This is a genomic window from Enterobacter cloacae complex sp. GF14B, assembly GCF_004136805.1.
In the GTDB taxonomy this organism is placed as follows: Bacteria; Pseudomonadota; Gammaproteobacteria; order Enterobacterales; family Enterobacteriaceae; genus Enterobacter; species Enterobacter hormaechei_C.
Window position 1 is genome coordinate 1 of record NZ_QFRV01000008.1, and the last position, 16,273, is coordinate 16,273.

The following is a 16,273-nucleotide window of genomic DNA, read 5'->3' on the forward strand; positions in this document are numbered from 1 at the left end:
CAAAAAACGTCGCCGTTAACGCCGGAGGGGATATCAGTGCCGGTGTCATGGGCAACATGACGGCGCTGTCGGGGGAAAAGCTCGGGCTGTTTGCCAGAACGGGCCAGCTGAGCCTGAAAGCCAGTGAAGGCCCGGTTGAGATGCAGGCGCAGAACGGGAGAATGCAGCTGTTCGCGGAAAAGAAGCTCACCCTGTCGTCCGCGAGCGACATCACGTTTGCGGGGAAAAAGCGCATCACGCTCATCGGGGGCGGGAGTTATCTGCGGCTGGAGGCGGGGAAAATCGAGTACGGCACGACGGCGACCTACCTGCGCCGGGTGAAAAGGACGATGGTGGCGGGAAGTAATGCTCAGTCTCCAGAACTCCCATTCTTACCTGGGCCAGGAGATGTTTTCCGTAGGAGTTTTATTCTTGTAGATAATAGAACCCAAGAGCCAATATCAAATATTGGATATGAATTGACCTCACCTACAGGCTCGGTCGTTAAAGGGACTACATGCAAGAAGGGCTTCACAAGTTTCGTTAGTCATCCCGATGAGGCTGAAGTGGAATTAAATGTTCTAGAACAAGATTCATTATTTATAGGGTGATTTTGTGGCGAATGTAAAAATTAAATCAAAGTTAACAAATGAAAGTGAAAGTAAACAAACAGTCCCGGTCAAAATCTTCAAAATAACTGACATCCCGGATGTGATGGAGAAAAAAGGTTGGTCAGTGTCAGCACGTTTCATGCGAAAATGGTTCAATGATCCATATTACGAAATGTCACGTGAAGAGAAGCTAAATAAAGTTGATGTGAATACTGTGGACAAAAGTCACATCATTGAAGATTTGGACTTTGACTGGTTACTAACGTCTTCGTTACGAATCAAGCCAATTTACGATGCTTTTGTGGAGCAAGTATCGAATGTCATTGAGTATAATGACTATTTGGGGCGAAAAAAACAAATCTCACAACAGTTGTCTAATGGCCTTTGTTATATCATTAACAGATTGGATGAATTAGGTCTTTTTATTGATAATGAAATAAAGGACTGTTATTTAAATAATGGCAATCTGTCAGCAATAGAGCTTGATAAAACAAGTCAATTTAACTTTATAAAAATTGGTAGTACATTGTGGGAAAAAGCAACAGATACCCTGGATGATGTGTATGGTGCTCTTGGTTCTTTCATAATCAAAATTGCGTTTACAGAACTTAATGTCACGAAAGATACTGATGGTTTTATGAGGTTAGAAATTAAAGAGCTTGGATTGTACGTTAGGGATACCTACGAGTTTATGAATGATGGTGATGATCAACCGTTAGGCTATTGGGGAGAGAATGGTGTCATCAAACCAGGGATTATAAGTGAACTATTGAAAAAAGAATATATTGATGAAGGTGACTGTAGATACTTTAGAGTTACTAACTCATCTTTTGTGAGATACCGGGAAAAATATAAGGGCGAAAATAAAACTGGAGATTTTTTCGTATACTCGACGGTGAAAAAAATCCCTACGAACATTATCATTCATTTGAATAAGGTAGATATGGAGGAATATATTTACTGGAAAGAGGTGAATATAAATGCATAGCTTTATAAAAAAAACGTGCTGCTTCATGTTGATATCAGTTTTCTTCTTTTGCGTTTTGCTAATGGTGATTAAGACCATGGCTTATCAAAACGCAATCAAGAATGATACTATATGGAGTCGAGATAATAAATGCGAACTGACTACTTATATTCCTGACTATCGACCATATGGTGGTATCGGGAGAGTGTTACGGTTGTTTTCCAACCAATCTTTTTTTGTTGTATATGATTCCAATGGGAATAAAATAAAAAGCTCTGCATGGCACTTTTGGCAAGCTCAGTTCTCTGATTCGGTTGCACCAGAATGGCACGGGCAATATGCAATGTATCCAACAAGTGAAGGGTGGGCTGGATGGAAAATTCCAGAGTGTGCTTAACGTTTAAAATGCCAATCCCCTCCGCCCCCTTGGTCAGAATTGACCTGGAAACGCGATTAAGGCAATGAAATAGGATGGGCTATAGCGACTTATTACCATAAGTACGGTAAGGATCATATCAGTATCCGGTCATACTAATCGCTGATACGGATGAATATAAACTCTTAACAAATGGGTGAATACTGAAAGGTTGCTCTGGCGGCCAGTGTAATGACAAAGACAGGTAAGACCAGGACTCACTACACCTGAATCAGTCACTGGGCTTAAAGCCGCAAAGGAAATAAGGGGGGAGTCAGCGAATTACATTAGGGCTGGCAGCGTTATAGCTGCAAATAAGCCAGGAATGATGCTGAACCCTACCCGTCAATGTCTAAACAATGGATGCTTTGCAAACGGAATGTGTTCATATAATGACTGATGCCACAGGGACACAACACGCCATCGCTTTATGAAATGCTGAGCGGTAATTTCTCAGGAGGCCTGAGCCTCAACCAGGTCAGCGAACAGAATCAGGTGATTTTATCGGTACTCGATAATATGCAGCGGGTACTCAACTGCCGCGCCGGTACGCTGGCTCACCTGCCGGACTACGGCCTGCCGGATATGACAAAAATCCTCCAGGGAATGCCCGGGACCGCCCACCAGCTGATCACCACACTGTCGGCTGTGTTGCTGAAATACGAGCCGCGCCTGAGCCGGATTAATGTGGTGATGCAGGAACAGATTCAGCCCGGTGAACTCCGCTACGCCATTGATGCGGAGCTGAAGGGGGTCGGGCTGGTGCGCTACGGCACGGAATTTATGCCCGAGGGCAGGGTATTAATCCGTCATCTGAAACAACAGCAATACCTCGATGCACGAGCCGCCATCTAGTTATTACTCAGGTTAAAACAGTTATGACAATAAATTCTGAACGCCAACTTAAAACCGGCGGGGATCCGCGCACGCTTGCGGATTACGCTGCCTTGCGCGACGAAATGAACAAGCTCACCCATCCGGCACGCCCGGATGTTAACTGGCAACATGCGGAAACGCTCTGTCTGTCACTGTTCGAGCATAACGGTGTGGAGCTACAAACGGCTGCCTGGTATACGCTCGCCCGCACGCATCTTGCCGGACTCTACGGCATGAATGAAGGGCTGGCGCTACTGGCTGCCCTGGTCGTCCGTCAGTGGGGTAGCCTCTGGCCACAGCCTGTTCATGCGCGAGTTGAAATCCTCAGCGCACTGAGCAAACGCCTGCAACAGGTGATGAGAACGCTGACGTTGACGCATGCCGATTTAGGGCAGCTTTATCAGGCTGAGGAGAATCTGAAGGCTCTGAGTGACATGTTGCAGCGCCTCGAACTTAAGCATGCTGCTCAGCTTGATGCCCTGCGCTCGATGATGCAGAACGCAGCAGTGCGTCTGGAAAACAGCGAAAATACGGGCGTAAGTCTGCCGGGGAACGCGGTGGGGGCCGCGGAACTCCACCTCACAGAACCGACAGAGCGTTGTAAAAGGGTTTATGTGGTTCAGCCCGAGCCGTTGCTGAATAAAGAGCCTCCTGTATCCCTGAAGCAGTGGAAGCCATTTGCTGCGGGTATGTTGTCCATGCTGGTGGCTGCCAGTGTTGTCGCAGTGGCATGGCAGATGATGCATGCGCCAGATTCGGCGAAAATGCAGCTGGCCGCGTCCCTGGCTCCTATACCTGAAGGACTCTCTACAGCACAGTTGCAGGCGCTGCAACAAACGTCACCGCCACCTGAACCGGGGATCAGTAAGACACAGCAGATGTTAGCGCAGCTTTTACATCTGAAACCAGACTGGGCAGTAAGCTACGGCGACCGTCTGGTGCAGCAGGCGCTGACGCTGTGGCCTGAAGAGGCCAAATCCCTGGCGCAACAGTGGCACACGCAGATTAGCGTTGCCGGGCTTGCAGAGTCAGATCTGAATGGCTGGCATCAGGGGATGACGCAGTTACAGCAGTTGACGAACAGGCTGAACGCGCTGGATGAACAGAAGGGGAAGTACATGACGGTGAGTGAACTGAAATCAGCCGTGTTTGCCATGTCGCAGTCCTTCAGCCATACCGTTCCGCTTGAGGAGCAGCTTCGTCTGCTTTCTATTTTACCTGCCGGGCAACCCCTGTCAGCAGCGCAGCTAAACCAGACCGAACAGCATCTTCAGCAGTTGATTGCCAGCTATGCTCTGCTGAAGCACCAAAAAGAGTAATGAGACTGGCGAAAAACACGGAGTTGACATGTCAGCAAGAGAGCGTTTTTTTAAGAAAGTGCAACAGAGTATCGGGGACAAACCGATCAATGTTAATACGGCTGAGGCCGAAGTCAGGGCGTTTTGTGAGCGGATGGAGGATCTTGCGCAGCAAATCATTACATGGTTTGAAGGTTCTGGTATTGAAATATTTTTATCTAAAAAACATATCACCGATTTAAGTACGGTTGGCTACAGCCTTAGTAGCGGTATATGTCGTTATGCTATTACGACGATCATTTTGCAAAATGGGGATCGCAGCGTCACCATTATGCCAGAACAGGTGATCAGGGGGGCGGAGAAGGGGTGTGTGACGATGAGTATTACTGTCCCCGATAGTCTGTCGGGGGCCAGGATATTCCATTTAAGCATGGCGCCTGAAGCAGGCTGGTATATTCGTCGCGGGCATCAAAGTGCAAAAGAGAATATCCTCATGACTGAGGACTGTTTTTTCCAGGCTATCGACTGTCTGGCCTGAACGTCAGCCACCCTAACGGAAGGGGCGTGCAATAACGTAGTTAATATATATTAACTACGTTAACTTATTAAGCACCACTAAACATCGGCACTCTACAGTATCTCTCCTTAAATATATAATTACCGTTATTGAAGGAGTATCAGTAACCAAACGACAAGCCAGATATTTACCGTAACACATGCTTTTTATCCGCCTTAAGTAAAACTGCACAAATCAAACTGCAAAACAACAAACCAGCGACGAACGTGAGGACAAATTCGTATGGCAATGCTATAACCCTTAATGCCAACCAAAATATAATGCCCCAGGAAAACGTATGCTAAGAAATATTAGTGTCAGAACGTTCATTGTCTATTTCCTTTTATGTGTATTTTTGGTAAGTGATGGAGTTATAGCGCTATTTTCACGGAATTCTTCGCTTTTTATTGCAGTCATAATTGTACAATTCATCGCATTATTTTTACTCTGGGCGTACATGACAAAATATCTTGTGACGCCGATCAATACTGTGAAAAAAAGTATTGAAGAAGTGACGTCAGGCAAACTTGGCGTGTCGATACCTGAATTTGGCAACAACTGTGCGGGACGTCTGATCCCGGGGATTAATAGTCTCTCCAGCAACATTGCAACGCTGGTCCGTGAGATCCGCGCCTCCTCGCAAACCGCGATGACCCTGTCAGATCAACTCTCTTCACGCAGCGCGCAGCTTTCCGTCAAAACAGAACAGCAGTCAGCTTCGCTGGTGCAAACGGCAGCCAGCATGGAAGAGATGGCTGCAAGTACAAAAAATAATGCCGACAATACCCGTTTAGCCAGCGAACAGGCGAATCTCGCGACGTTGCAGGCGCGTAAAGGCGGAGAGTTAATGGGGCAGGTCGCGAACAATATGCAGTCGATTACCGACTGCGCCCAGCAAATGACAGAGATTATCTCGCTGATTGACGGTATCGCTTTTCAGACCAATATTCTGGCGCTTAACGCCGCCGTTGAAGCGGCAAGAGCGGGCGACCATGGTAAAGGGTTTTCTGTGGTCGCGGGCGAAGTGAGAAGCCTTGCGCATCGTAGCGCCGAAGCGGCAAAAAATATTAAGTCATTGATTGAAGTTACCAGCCATAACGTGACACAGGGCGTTAACGTGGTCTCTGAAGCCGAAAAAAATATGCATGATATTGTTACCGGTTCGGGCAATGTGAGCAGACTGATGGATGAAATATCCGCCTCAACATCAGAACAGGAAAAAGGTATTTCACAAATTACGCAGGCATTGTCTGAGCTTGAACGCGTAACGCAGAGCAACGTGTCGATGGTTGAAGAACTCAATGGATCGTCAGATGTGCTGCGCAATCAGGTGATTGAGCTCCAGACACGAACACGTAATTTCCGTCTGGAAAATGAGCTCCAGGCTGACAATGCGTTAAGAAGCCGCGAATGGGCGGTGAATTCCTGAGCGTATTCAGGACGATGCCTCACATAATTATTGCTTAACCCTCGGCGAAAGCTAGACTGACACCGAAAGAGATAAAACGGTGGAGGCGCTGTGGAGAGCATCGAAGGGTCTGAGGTTAACGTACCTGACGCAGTTTTTGCATGGGTGTTTGATGGACGTGGCGGCGCAAGGCCGCTTGAAGATCAGGATCATATCGACAACGAACATCCATGCTGGCTGCACCTCAACTACACGCACCCGGACAGCGCCGAGTGGCTCGCGTCCACGCCGCTATTGCCCAACAACGTTCGGGATGCGCTGGCGGGAGAAAGTCTCAGACCCCGCGTCAGCCGGATGGGTGAGGGGACGTTAATTACGCTGCGTTGTATAAACGGCAGTACGGATGAGCGTCCGGATCAGCTGGTGGCCATGCGTGTTTATATGGATGAACGGCTGATTGTTTCCACCCGCCAGCGAAAAGTGCTGGCGCTGGATGACGTCATTAACGATCTGAAAGAGGGCACGGGACCAACGGATTGCGGCAGCTGGCTGGTGGATGTGTGTGATGCGTTGACCGATCATGCCAGCGAGTTTATAGAAGAACTTCACGATAAAATCATCGATCTGGAAGATAACTTGCTCGATCAGCAAATCCCCCCACGTGGTTTTCTGGCGTTGCTGCGTAAACAGCTCATCGTGATGCGCCGCTATATGACCCCCCAGCGCGACGTTTATGCGCGACTGGCCAGCGAACGCATGAGCTGGATGAACGACGATCAGCGCCGCAGAATGCAGGATATCGCTGACCGGCTCGGACGTGGTCTGGACGAGATTGACTCATGTATTGCCAGAACGGCAGTCATGGCGGATGAGATAGCCCAGGTAATGCAGGAGTCGTTAGCCAGGAGAACGTACACCATGTCGCTGATGGCGATGGTCTTTTTACCGAGTACCTTCCTGACGGGGTTGTTTGGCGTAAACCTCGGAGGGATCCCCGGCGGTGAATATCACTATGGCTTCACGACATTTTGCGTCATGTTAGTGGTTTTGATTGGCGGTGTTGCGTGGTGGTTGCATCGTAGTAAATGGCTGTAAATTTACGCTTTTCTGTGGCAGAGTCGGCTTCAAAACGACATTTTAATTGAGCGAAGTCAATAAACTCCGACCATGTTAGGTGCAATATTACTCCCGCAGGTGAATGCAACGTCAAGCGATGGGCGTTGCGCTCCATATTGTCTTACTTCCTTTTTTTGAATTACTGCATAGCACAATTGATTCGTACGACGCCGACTTCATAGTCGGCTTTTTTTTGCCTCCTGTCTATCTGCGTCTACCCTTTAGGGGTCAGCACCCTAATCTGGAGGAAAAGATGAGTATGCTACTTGCCCTGCAACGCCTGAACACCTGGCAGTCCGATCCGGTGCCCACCGATCCGACGCCGATACCTGACCCTGTCCCACGTCCGCAGCCGATGCCTGATCCACCGCCGGATGAAGAACCGATTAAATTGTCGCATCGTTAGCGCAGATCTGCGAGGATACGCGCCATCTGACTGCAATCATTACCACGAGAGTATATTGTGACCGCTTTTTCCACGCTGAACGTTCTGCCTGAAGCCCAACTGAGTAACCTGAATGAGTTGGGCTACCTCACTATGACCCCTGTCCAGGCCGCCGCGCTGCCGGCTATCCTTGAAGGCCGTGACGTGCGCGTGCAGGCGAAAACCGGCAGTGGAAAAACGGCTGCATTCGGGCTAGGCCTGTTACAACACATTGATGCAACCCTGTTTCAGACTCAGTCCCTGATACTCTGCCCGACGCGCGAGCTGGCCGACCAGGTCGCGGGTGAGCTGCGTCGTCTGGCGCGTTTTTTGCCTAACACTAAAATTTTAACGCTCTGCGGCGGGCAACCGTTTGGTGCGCAGCGCGATTCCCTTCAGCACGCGCCGCATATCATTGTAGCAACGCCGGGCCGTCTGCTCGATCACCTGCAAAAAGGCACCGTTTCACTCGATGCACTGCAAACGCTGGTGATGGATGAAGCTGACCGCATGCTGGATATGGGCTTCAGCGATGCGATTGACGAAGTGATCCGCTTTGCGCCAGCCACGCGTCAGACGCTGCTCTTTTCTGCCACCTGGCCTGAGGCGATTGCGGCGATCAGCGGGCGCGTGCAGAAGAACCCGCTGACCATTGAAATCAATACTGTCGATGCGTTGCCGGCGATTGAGCAGCAGTTCTTCGAGACATCGCAGCAGGGCAAAATTCCACTGCTACAAAAATTGCTGAGCCAACACCAGCCAGCGTCCTGCGTGGTGTTCTGTAATACCAAAAAAGACTGTCAGGCGGTGTGCGATGCCCTGAATGATGCCGGACAGAGCGCATTATCGCTGCATGGCGATCTGGAACAGCGCGATCGCGATCAGACGCTGGTGCGTTTCGCTAACGGCAGCGCTCGCGTGCTGGTTGCAACGGATGTGGCGGCCCGTGGCCTGGATATTAAATCGCTTGAGCTGGTGGTGAATTTCGAACTGGCATGGGATCCGGAAGTGCATGTCCACCGCATCGGGCGTACTGCGCGTGCGGGTAACAGTGGTCTCGCCATCAGCTTCTGCGCACCTGAAGAGGCGCAGCGCGCTAATATTCTTTCGGAAATGCTGCAACTGAAACTCAACTGGGTGAATACCCCAGGTAATATCAGCATCGCTCCGCTGGCGGCGGAAATGGCCACCCTGTGCATCGACGGCGGTAAAAAGGCCAAAATGCGTCCCGGTGACGTTCTGGGGGCGTTAACAGGGGATATCGGTCTCGACGGGGCAGATATTGGCAAGATCACGGTCCACCCTGCGCATGTCTACGTAGCGGTTCGCCAGTCGGTTGCGCATAAGGCCTGGAAACAGTTGCAGGGCGGGAAGATTAAAGGGAAAACCTGCCGCGTTCGACTGCTGAAGTAAGCTTAAAACGCGTCTCAGAAACGATATCTGAGACGCTGCCAGGTTACTTGACTTCTACCACGTTCAGGCGCAGTTCATCGAATTGCGCATCCTCTTCCTCTGGCTGCCAGCCAGCAGGCTGCATCGGGATCTCTTCGCGATCAAACGCCAGATCCCCGCCATTCACCACCTCTGAACCGTGGTTAATCCCTTTGAAATCGAACAGTTCAACGTCGGCGAGGTGCGAAGGCACCACGTTCTGCATGGCGCTGAACATGGTTTCGATGCGGCCCGGATAGCGTTTATCCCAGTCACGCAGCATGTCGCCAATGACCTGACGTTGCAGGTTCGGCTGTGAGCCGCACAGATTGCACGGAATGATAGGGAAGGCTTTGGCCTGAGAGAAACGCTCAATGTCTTTCTCGCGGCAGTAGGCAAGTGGGCGGATCACGATGTGTTTGCCGTCGTCGCTCATCAGCTTCGGTGGCATTCCCTTCATTTTGCCGCCGTAGAACATATTCAGAAACAGCGTTTGCAGAATGTCGTCCCGGTGATGGCCAAGCGCAATCTTGGTGGCACCCAGTTCGGTTGCGGTGCGGTACAGAATGCCGCGACGCAAACGTGAGCAGAGCGAGCAGGTCGTTTTGCCCTCTGGGATCTTCTCTTTAACAATGCCGTAGGTATTCTCTTCTACGATTTTGTACTCAACGCCCAGGTTATCAAGGTACTCCGGCAGGATATGCTCCGGGAAGCCAGGTTGTTTCTGATCGAGGTTAACCGCGACCAGGGAAAAGTTCACCGGTGCGCTTTGCTGTAGATTACGCAGGATCTCCAGCATGGTGTAGCTGTCTTTACCGCCCGACAGGCAGACCATGATGCGATCGCCTTCTTCAATCATGTTGAAGTCTGCAATGGCTTCGCCCACGTTACGGCGCAGTCGCTTTTGCAGTTTATTCAGGTTGTATTGTTCTTTCTTGTTAAATTCTTGATTTTGTTGCATTTATTACTACCTTCGGAGCCAATAGGGGCATAATAGGGGCAAATTTTTCAGCGTGCGAGCTTATCGTTAAGCATCAGCACCTGTTCGCCATTCATTTCTTCAATCCACGCACCGTAGACTTCATAAACCATTTGCGCGTTTTCATGCCCCATCTGGCTGGCTATGAAAGACGGGTTAGCGCCGGCAGATAAAAGCCAGCAGGCAAAAGTATGCCGCGTATGGTACGGATTCCGGCGGCGAATACCAGCACGTTTTACAGCTGCGTTGAATCTCGCACCGATGCTTGATAAAGAGTAGTAGGCTTTCTGCTCTCCTTTGCGCATCCGGGGTATGAAAACGAATCGCAGGCTTTGATTTTCCACTGCGCCATACTCGCGATGATTAAAGACAATTTCGGTTTTAGGCTGTAGTGCTGTCAGCTTACGCTGTGCTTTCAAGGCTTCAAGTGCCGGCTCTAATAGGGTGATAACCCGGTTACCTGCTTCGGTTTTTGGTGGGCCGAACATGCCCAACGCATTAAGATTGCGCTTTATATGGGCTGTACCTTTTTCCCAGTCAATATCTTCCCAGGCAAGAGCTGCGAGCTCTCCATGACGGACGCCAGTATATACTGCGAACGTCCACATATTCAGGCTTTGGCCACGCTCGGATTCCGCAAGCAAACTAAACTCCTGCTTCGTTAAAGGATCCGGTTTAACTTTCCCTTTGTGTAATTTCTTGATCCCTTCGAAGGGCTTGCCATTGATAAAGCCTGATTTGTGTGCAAACCGAAGAAGGGAGCACAGTAGCGATATATAGTTATTCACGGTACGCACAGTGCGTCCCTGTTTGTTGCTTCTGGGATTTGCCAGGTAAAGTGTCTCACCGTTCAATAGTTCCTTTCTGTATTTCAGAATGTCGCTGTGCCGTATAGTTGAAACCGGCGTGTCTTCGTTAATGATGTGCATTAACGTACCGAGTTGTGAGCGCGTCTTACGCATCGTATTCGCGCTAATTTCTGTTTCTTTAATGTTCGTCCACAGTTCACACAGCTCTGAAAAGGTTTGAACTGAAACAGTGGTTACGGTTTTTTTTGCTCTGGAAGATGAAGGAAAGCGCTGGTGGTAATCAAACTCTCCAAGGTTGATCTCGCTAACGATCACAGCCCGAAGATTCCCGGCTTTTTTGATGTTCGCCGGGGTGTTAATCCAACCTTTTAGAATTTCGCGGCAACGCTTTCCCCGGTACATAAACCAGATGCAAATCTTATTGTTTCTGATTTCGACACCTGTAGGCAAAGCTGCCATCTTACGCATCCCTTATTAACTGATTAATTCTCGGATAGTTATACCAGGTTGTGCCACGCAAGGTTTTTTCTCCTGAAGGAGATACCCGTTTAAAATGGACTCCTTCCACCCAGCAGCCCTGGCGATACTTCTCAATCTGTCGTTCGGTCAGGCCAGTTTTTTCTGTGAGCCTTGCGCCAACAACCCATTCTTCGTTAAAAATTACCTGCGACATGGTTCACCTAAGGTAACCGGCATGAGTATAGATATGCCGGTCTTCAGTCGTTGATATTTCAGTTTCAGTTTGCCTGGCCGGGCAGGGAGCGCAGTCGGCGCATGCCGGTCATTGCCGTGGCCACGTAGCTTGCCTTGCAGTTGACCACTTCAACCCAGACCTTCACGCCTTCCACTCTCACCGTATAGGTCTCTTTCATCTTGCTGCGCCCATAGTCGCCGTATCTTTGCTGGTGGGCTGCGAGTGCGATTTCACATGCCTGGCGAGCCAAAGGGGATTGCTTACTGCCTCGGTTAATCAGTCGCATTTCTTCTCCTTGAGGGAGAGTTTCCCCTCCCGATCTCGTTAGTCCACGTATTCCGGTTTCATATCCGCCAGGGTGATGCTGAACTGACTATGCAGCTCGTCGCCCAGATGTCGTTTCGAAGATGCAAGAACGCGCTCTACTTCTGCGAACCGCGCAGCTGCATCGGGCTCATCTGAAGGTGGCAAGGAATTGATGGCTGCTTCGACTTTGTTCCGTGCATCAACTAGGTAATAACGCTTCACGGCCTTGTTTTTCAGCTCAGTGAACAGGGCAGAACCCAGCGTTGCTTTCACGGTTTCAATATCTGCGCGCAGAGCTTTAGCGCTATCCACATCCTGAGCCGCCTCGATGCGATCACGGAAATCATCAGCAAGTGCATCGATGTTTTGAGCTGATTCCTGAGCCGTTTGAGTAGTAGTGACGTTGTCACTTGAAATGTCAGCGAGGCTAACGTGCTGCGCCGGTGCCGGGTTTACCTCTCGCTCTTCACGGCGATCATCCAGTTCATCCGGGGTATAAACTCCCAGAATCACATCCGGGCAGAACAGTCTCGCCCAGCGTTTGACTGCCAGGTACGCCAACTGCTGGCGAGGGTCGTCAGCCCAAAGGGTAGAGTTTCGGGTACGGGCCTGAGCCAGCAGTAAATCAAGTTCTCTCGGCTGATCTTCACCTTTCAACGTTGCGCGGATAATGATGCCGATCCCGGCTTCGTCAGCCAGGGTCCAACCCGGAACGCGGTACTCGCCTTTGTCGCCTTTACGGATATTGAATTTTCCAACGACCTTTTCCCATGGCCCGTACCATTCATACTCAAAGCGGCTGGCCAGCACGCCGCTTCGTGAAATGACGGCATTAACCAGCTGCGCTTCATACCCGAGCACACCGTTAATCAGGTGTGTTTTCTGCGCCACGGCAAAGGGATTCATCTGCCACTGTGCTGCTTGCATCGCTACAGCCATGCAGTCGGCCTGGTTGCCCTGCAGGTGTTTAGGAACGGTAGCGGTGCCTTGCGCCATGATCTGCGCGAACGTGCTGATGGCGTTCAGATACTGGGAATCGAACAAAGCCACGTTGGAGTTAATAACGGTGTTCTGATCAGCAACGGCAACGTTAGTGTTATGCATAAATCCCCCTTAAGCCTGAGCGCGCAGCGCTTCGAGGCGGCGCATGTCAAAGTCGTTCAGTTCGTCAGTGTAATCATCGATGATCGGAGCTGGCCATTCGCCCGTGTCGAATCCGGATGCGATGGCGCGCATTGTTTTGCGGTACTCGAGCATGCCCAGTTCCAGCAGTTCGGTTGACGCCTCGATGATGGCGATCCAGTGGTAGTTCTCGTCTTTGTTGACGAAAATCCAGAAGAACTGGTCCAGCGCCGCGGTTTCGCAGTACATGGCCGCGCTCAGGTGATAGTCACGGTCAATGATTTCCCGGTGCAGCCTGGCGCGCAGGCTTTCCTGCTTCACATTCCACATGCTGATGGTTTTCAGGTCAGCACCGATGCGCACGCCGTCCAGTTCAATCTCGAGGTCAGGGCGTACACGCACCTCTAAACCTGTTTCGTCGTCAAAGCCGAAGTAGCTCACTTCAACGGCGCGGCTTGGATGTGTCAGCAGCATGCCGGCGGTCGGGTGCCCCAGGAGTGCAGACTGAATTGCCCGCGCTGTGGCCAACTGCTGGCGGGTAACCAATATCTTTTCGCCAGGGTTGCTGCGCCAGGCATCCAGCAGTTCGTCGGCGAAGATGGTATCGGGCTTAACTGATTTAACTGCCTGGATCATGTCTGCTTTGGTACCGGACACTTTCAGTGGTGTCGGTTTCTGCGCTTCTTGCGCCACCAGGTCTGGATTGATGATTGCTAATTGCTCAAGTAACGCATCACGGCTGCCGCTGGTTTTAACCGGCACGGGCAGGGTGGCGTTGTACTCTTTAATGCATGCCTTCATTGCTGTTGCTGTCTGCTTCTGGCCTTCTTCAATACGCTGGTACTCAACAGGGAGAGCCATATAGCTTTGAGCCGTTTCTTCCAGGCTCGTGCCAAGCGGCACTGGAACGGGAAGGGCTGCATTATGTTCTTCAAGCAACGCTTTAATCTCGTCCGCGCTTAGCAGCACCGGCAGGCTGGCATTGTACTCATCGATAAAGGCGCGCAAGGTCGCGGCCGTTGTGAATGCGTCTTCCGGGATTACCGGTTCAACGCTGAATTCTGCGTCCAGTTGTTGAGGCTGCAGCGCCAGCGCATGTACCAAGTTACCCATGTCCAGCACCGCGGATCGCTCTTTGACTATGGTTTTCTCAACGTGGCGCGCATTGAAATACATCAGCGACACGCGGGCATCCTTCACCTGGGTGGAGCTGATACCGTTGGCGGCGTGGTAAACCTCGTTCGGCAGACCTTCATAGCGGCCTGGCTCAAAATAAGCAGGATATTCAACAGCTGGTTCTCCCTGCTGCAGTTCTGGCTCGCTTTGTGCCGGTTCTGGCTCATTCTGGTGTGCAGGAACGCTATTCTGGCTGGCTGAATCTGTTTTATGGTCAACGCTCGCCTGTTCCTGATTCGCCAGGCTTGGCGCGGCAGCGGCAAGTATCTCTGCTGGTGCTACGGTAACTGCTTGCGTATCAGCTGCATCAGCGCCTTCGCCTGGTTGTACCGGATCAGTATTTTCGACTTTCTCTGGCTGAGTCGTTTCCATCTGCACATTGCTGGTGGTCTCCGCTGCGTTTTCCGTTTTTTGAACATCATTTGAGGAGGTATTGATGACCGGTTCGGTATTTCCACACATCAGGCCATCGATGGAGAACATGCCGCTGCCGAGATTTTCAACCTGCGGTTGTTCAACAGGTGCTTCGGTCTCAACAGCCGGAGTAGACAGCGGCAGCAACTCCACAGCAGAGTTAAACTCAGCCGTCATGGTTTTATTCACAAACTCAAGATGAGCCGCTGGCGTGTGATGAATGTTTTCTGGTGCGATGCGGATCAGATTGAAGATTGCCGCACGGTTCACCGCTAGTACGCCCGGCTGATTACGCAAGATGGCGCTCCATGATTTCCATGGCTCTTCTTTCTTAGCCACGATTTCTTTGGCACGTCGTAACACGCTCGAAGGAATTTCGAAGTGGTGGAAGTCCATAGGCAGTAGGGCACATGCGATTTCAAGATCGAGAGTGTCCAGAGTGTGGTGCGCGCCTTCGCCGCGATCCGTTACATAGCCGCCGTCTGCATTGGTACCAGAATCAGTGCGCTGAATATTACTGATGCGATTACCTACAGCCCATTCGCGAACGAGAATGCCGCGGTCAATGTAATCAGTCGCCGCCCAGATTCTGGTGAATCGGAGAACCAAAGCGAGTTCGTGACGCTTCTCCTGGCTGAACACCTTGCGAATGGCCTCGGTGTAGCGCCACAGGTCTTTGGTATCGTAACCCTTAACCTCTTTGCAGTTTTCTGCCGCCAGCAGCAGGTTCTGGACGTAGCCGTTGTCAGTGTCCATTTCCAGCGCGCTGATACCTTCGTATTCTTCGCGGGTTAAGTGGTGGCGCAGTTCGTTGGCGGTGAACTGGGCGAGTAGCTGCTTCCGGAACGGCATACGAACGACTGGATAACGTGTGGTTTCGTCATCATTCTCGTCAATCTGGATACCGTTATCGGGTTCTGGATCCTGATCGGTTGTAACGCCGGTCTCGCTGGTGCTTTCTGATTTGAGAAGTGTAAGCTTTCCGCTTCTCCACTCTCTAACTAACTCATTGCGGTCACCTGCCTCTACTCTCAACCAGTCGGCCATGAAAGCAGCAAGCAGCTTTACTTCGTGCTCTTCATCTGGCGCAAATACCTGCTTAATCGCCTGAACCAGTTTCCACTCAGCGTTCAGGCTGAGTTCGGCTACTTCTGGGATGCCGTTTTTCGCCAGCAGCAGGTTATGGAGATAGGTGTTGCCTTCATCCAGTGACATTTCGCTGGCAGCCAGTTGCTGCTCTTTAGTGATATGTGACTGGTATTTGTCGCTGGTCAGATGGACGGCAAAACGGACCGCTGGAGTGCGGTTTTCAAGCGGGACACTTTCGACGATAGTTTCGACTTTAACGGTCGTTTCCGGTGCGGCAGTGGTGTCCGCTGATCCAGTCAACTCAGCACCAGCCTTTGGCAGCCAGGTGCGTCCATCGTCCTGCAGTTCGTAGCGTTTGCACCAGGTGTAATCCACTGTGCTTTCTTCCGGGAGGTCGTTATACACCGGGAAATCGGTGCGAACCGGTTTGACGTAATCCTTACCGCGGCCGGTTTCAATACCAGCATCTTCTAACTCAACATCGAGCTGCAGGTTTGCACGGGCTTCTGATTTAGCAGTGAACCAAATCACTGCGTCTTCTTTGCCAGATTTCTGCGTAGCCTTAACTACATAGAAAAATTCCATGTCAGATCCTCATTTTTG

16 protein-coding genes are annotated in these 16,273 nt (G+C 50.8%); 10 read left to right on the forward strand and 6 right to left on the reverse strand.

From position 1 onward, the window contains the following. The 10 genes from DD606_RS04385 to dbpA form a co-directional block, all read left to right on the forward strand. On the forward strand, positions 1–590 hold a 590-nt coding region (locus DD606_RS04385), incomplete at its 5' end, for a DUF2345 domain-containing protein (RefSeq protein WP_129258272.1). 4 nt (positions 591–594) lie between these two features. After that, positions 595–1,578 (forward strand): DUF6402 family protein, encoded by a 984-nt coding sequence (locus tag DD606_RS04390; protein WP_063444238.1) that lies wholly within the window; start codon positions 595–597, stop codon positions 1,576–1,578. 76 nt (positions 1,579–1,654) lie between these two features. Then, entirely contained in the window at positions 1,655–1,954 is a 300-nt protein-coding gene (locus tag DD606_RS04395) for a hypothetical protein (RefSeq protein WP_223307880.1), read from the forward strand. Positions 1,955–2,371: 417 nt separating this feature from the next. Further along, the gene (gene tssE, locus DD606_RS04400; RefSeq protein ID WP_045895854.1) at positions 2,372–2,827 is read left to right on the forward strand and encodes a type VI secretion system baseplate subunit TssE; all 456 of its coding nucleotides are present in this window, start codon (positions 2,372–2,374) and stop codon (positions 2,825–2,827) included. A 23-nt stretch (positions 2,828–2,850) separates the two neighbouring features. Further along, the gene (locus tag DD606_RS04405) at positions 2,851–4,167 is read left to right on the forward strand and encodes a VasL domain-containing protein (protein ID WP_129258274.1); all 1,317 of its coding nucleotides are present in this window, start codon (positions 2,851–2,853) and stop codon (positions 4,165–4,167) included. A 28-nt stretch (positions 4,168–4,195) separates the two neighbouring features. Then, a complete protein-coding gene (locus DD606_RS04410) occupies positions 4,196–4,684 on the forward strand; it encodes a hypothetical protein (RefSeq protein WP_129258276.1) in 489 nt (162 codons plus the stop codon). A 316-nt stretch (positions 4,685–5,000) separates the two neighbouring features. Beyond that, the gene (locus DD606_RS04415) at positions 5,001–6,131 is read left to right on the forward strand and encodes a methyl-accepting chemotaxis protein (protein ID WP_022651306.1); all 1,131 of its coding nucleotides are present in this window, start codon (positions 5,001–5,003) and stop codon (positions 6,129–6,131) included. A gap of 90 nt (positions 6,132–6,221) precedes the next feature. Beyond that, positions 6,222–7,205 carry a zinc transporter ZntB gene (gene zntB / locus DD606_RS04420; protein ID WP_032609311.1) on the forward strand — a complete coding sequence of 328 codons (984 nt, stop codon included), beginning with the start codon at positions 6,222–6,224 and terminating at the stop codon, positions 7,203–7,205. Positions 7,206–7,479: 274 nt separating this feature from the next. Next, positions 7,480–7,632, forward strand: a complete 153-nt coding sequence (locus DD606_RS25885) for a hypothetical protein (RefSeq protein ID WP_015570430.1) — start codon at positions 7,480–7,482, stop codon at positions 7,630–7,632. A gap of 57 nt (positions 7,633–7,689) precedes the next feature. Then, positions 7,690–9,063, forward strand: coding sequence for an ATP-dependent RNA helicase DbpA (dbpA, locus tag DD606_RS04430; RefSeq protein ID WP_048244253.1), 1,374 nt, complete (start codon positions 7,690–7,692; stop codon positions 9,061–9,063). Between the two features lie 43 nt (positions 9,064–9,106). Here the strand turns inward: dbpA and ttcA are convergent, their stop codons facing one another. The 6 genes from ttcA to DD606_RS04460 all read right to left on the reverse strand — a co-directional run bounded on the left by ttcA (position 9,107) and on the right by DD606_RS04460 (position 16,255). Continuing rightward, complete coding sequence (ttcA, locus tag DD606_RS04435) at positions 9,107–10,042, reverse strand: tRNA 2-thiocytidine(32) synthetase TtcA (RefSeq protein ID WP_129258278.1); 936 nt, start codon at positions 10,040–10,042, stop codon at positions 9,107–9,109. A gap of 47 nt (positions 10,043–10,089) precedes the next feature. Next, entirely contained in the window at positions 10,090–11,328 is a 1,239-nt protein-coding gene (locus DD606_RS04440; RefSeq protein WP_129258280.1) for a site-specific integrase, read from the reverse strand. A 1-nt stretch (position 11,329) separates the two neighbouring features. After that, on the reverse strand, positions 11,330–11,542 hold the full coding sequence (gene xisR, locus DD606_RS04445) for an excisionase family protein (RefSeq protein ID WP_014884030.1): 213 nt from the start codon (positions 11,540–11,542) through the stop codon (positions 11,330–11,332). A gap of 64 nt (positions 11,543–11,606) precedes the next feature. Beyond that, on the reverse strand, positions 11,607–11,849 hold the full coding sequence (locus tag DD606_RS04450) for a DUF4060 family protein (protein WP_020882485.1): 243 nt from the start codon (positions 11,847–11,849) through the stop codon (positions 11,607–11,609). Between the two features lie 38 nt (positions 11,850–11,887). Beyond that, positions 11,888–12,973, reverse strand: coding sequence for a RecT family recombinase (locus tag DD606_RS04455; RefSeq protein WP_129258281.1), 1,086 nt, complete (start codon positions 12,971–12,973; stop codon positions 11,888–11,890). A gap of 9 nt (positions 12,974–12,982) precedes the next feature. Then, complete coding sequence (locus tag DD606_RS04460; RefSeq protein WP_129258283.1) at positions 12,983–16,255, reverse strand: RecE family exodeoxyribonuclease; 3,273 nt, start codon at positions 16,253–16,255, stop codon at positions 12,983–12,985. Between the last annotated feature and the right edge of the window lie 18 nt (positions 16,256–16,273).

Excerpts from the sequence above, each read along its gene's own strand:
- DD606_RS04410 (WP_129258276.1), top strand. The coding sequence starts at position 4,196 with ATGTCAGCAAGAGAGCGTTTTTTTAAGAAAGTGCAACAGAGTATCGGG.
- ttcA (WP_129258278.1), bottom strand. The coding sequence starts at position 10,042 with ATGCAACAAAATCAAGAATTTAACAAGAAAGAACAATACAACCTGAAT.
- DD606_RS04450 (WP_020882485.1), bottom strand. The coding sequence starts at position 11,849 with ATGCGACTGATTAACCGAGGCAGTAAGCAATCCCCTTTGGCTCGCCAG.
- DD606_RS04440 (WP_129258280.1), bottom strand. The coding sequence starts at position 11,328 with ATGGCAGCTTTGCCTACAGGTGTCGAAATCAGAAACAATAAGATTTGC.
- DD606_RS25885 (WP_015570430.1), top strand. The coding sequence starts at position 7,480 with ATGAGTATGCTACTTGCCCTGCAACGCCTGAACACCTGGCAGTCCGAT.
- xisR (WP_014884030.1), bottom strand. The coding sequence starts at position 11,542 with ATGTCGCAGGTAATTTTTAACGAAGAATGGGTTGTTGGCGCAAGGCTC.
- DD606_RS04405 (WP_129258274.1), top strand. The coding sequence starts at position 2,851 with ATGACAATAAATTCTGAACGCCAACTTAAAACCGGCGGGGATCCGCGC.
- DD606_RS04415 (WP_022651306.1), top strand. The coding sequence starts at position 5,001 with ATGCTAAGAAATATTAGTGTCAGAACGTTCATTGTCTATTTCCTTTTA.
- tssE (WP_045895854.1), top strand. The coding sequence starts at position 2,372 with ATGCCACAGGGACACAACACGCCATCGCTTTATGAAATGCTGAGCGGT.
- DD606_RS04455 (WP_129258281.1), bottom strand. The coding sequence starts at position 12,973 with ATGCATAACACTAACGTTGCCGTTGCTGATCAGAACACCGTTATTAAC.
- DD606_RS04460 (WP_129258283.1), bottom strand. The coding sequence starts at position 16,255 with ATGGAATTTTTCTATGTAGTTAAGGCTACGCAGAAATCTGGCAAAGAA.
- DD606_RS04395 (WP_223307880.1), top strand. The coding sequence starts at position 1,655 with ATGGCTTATCAAAACGCAATCAAGAATGATACTATATGGAGTCGAGAT.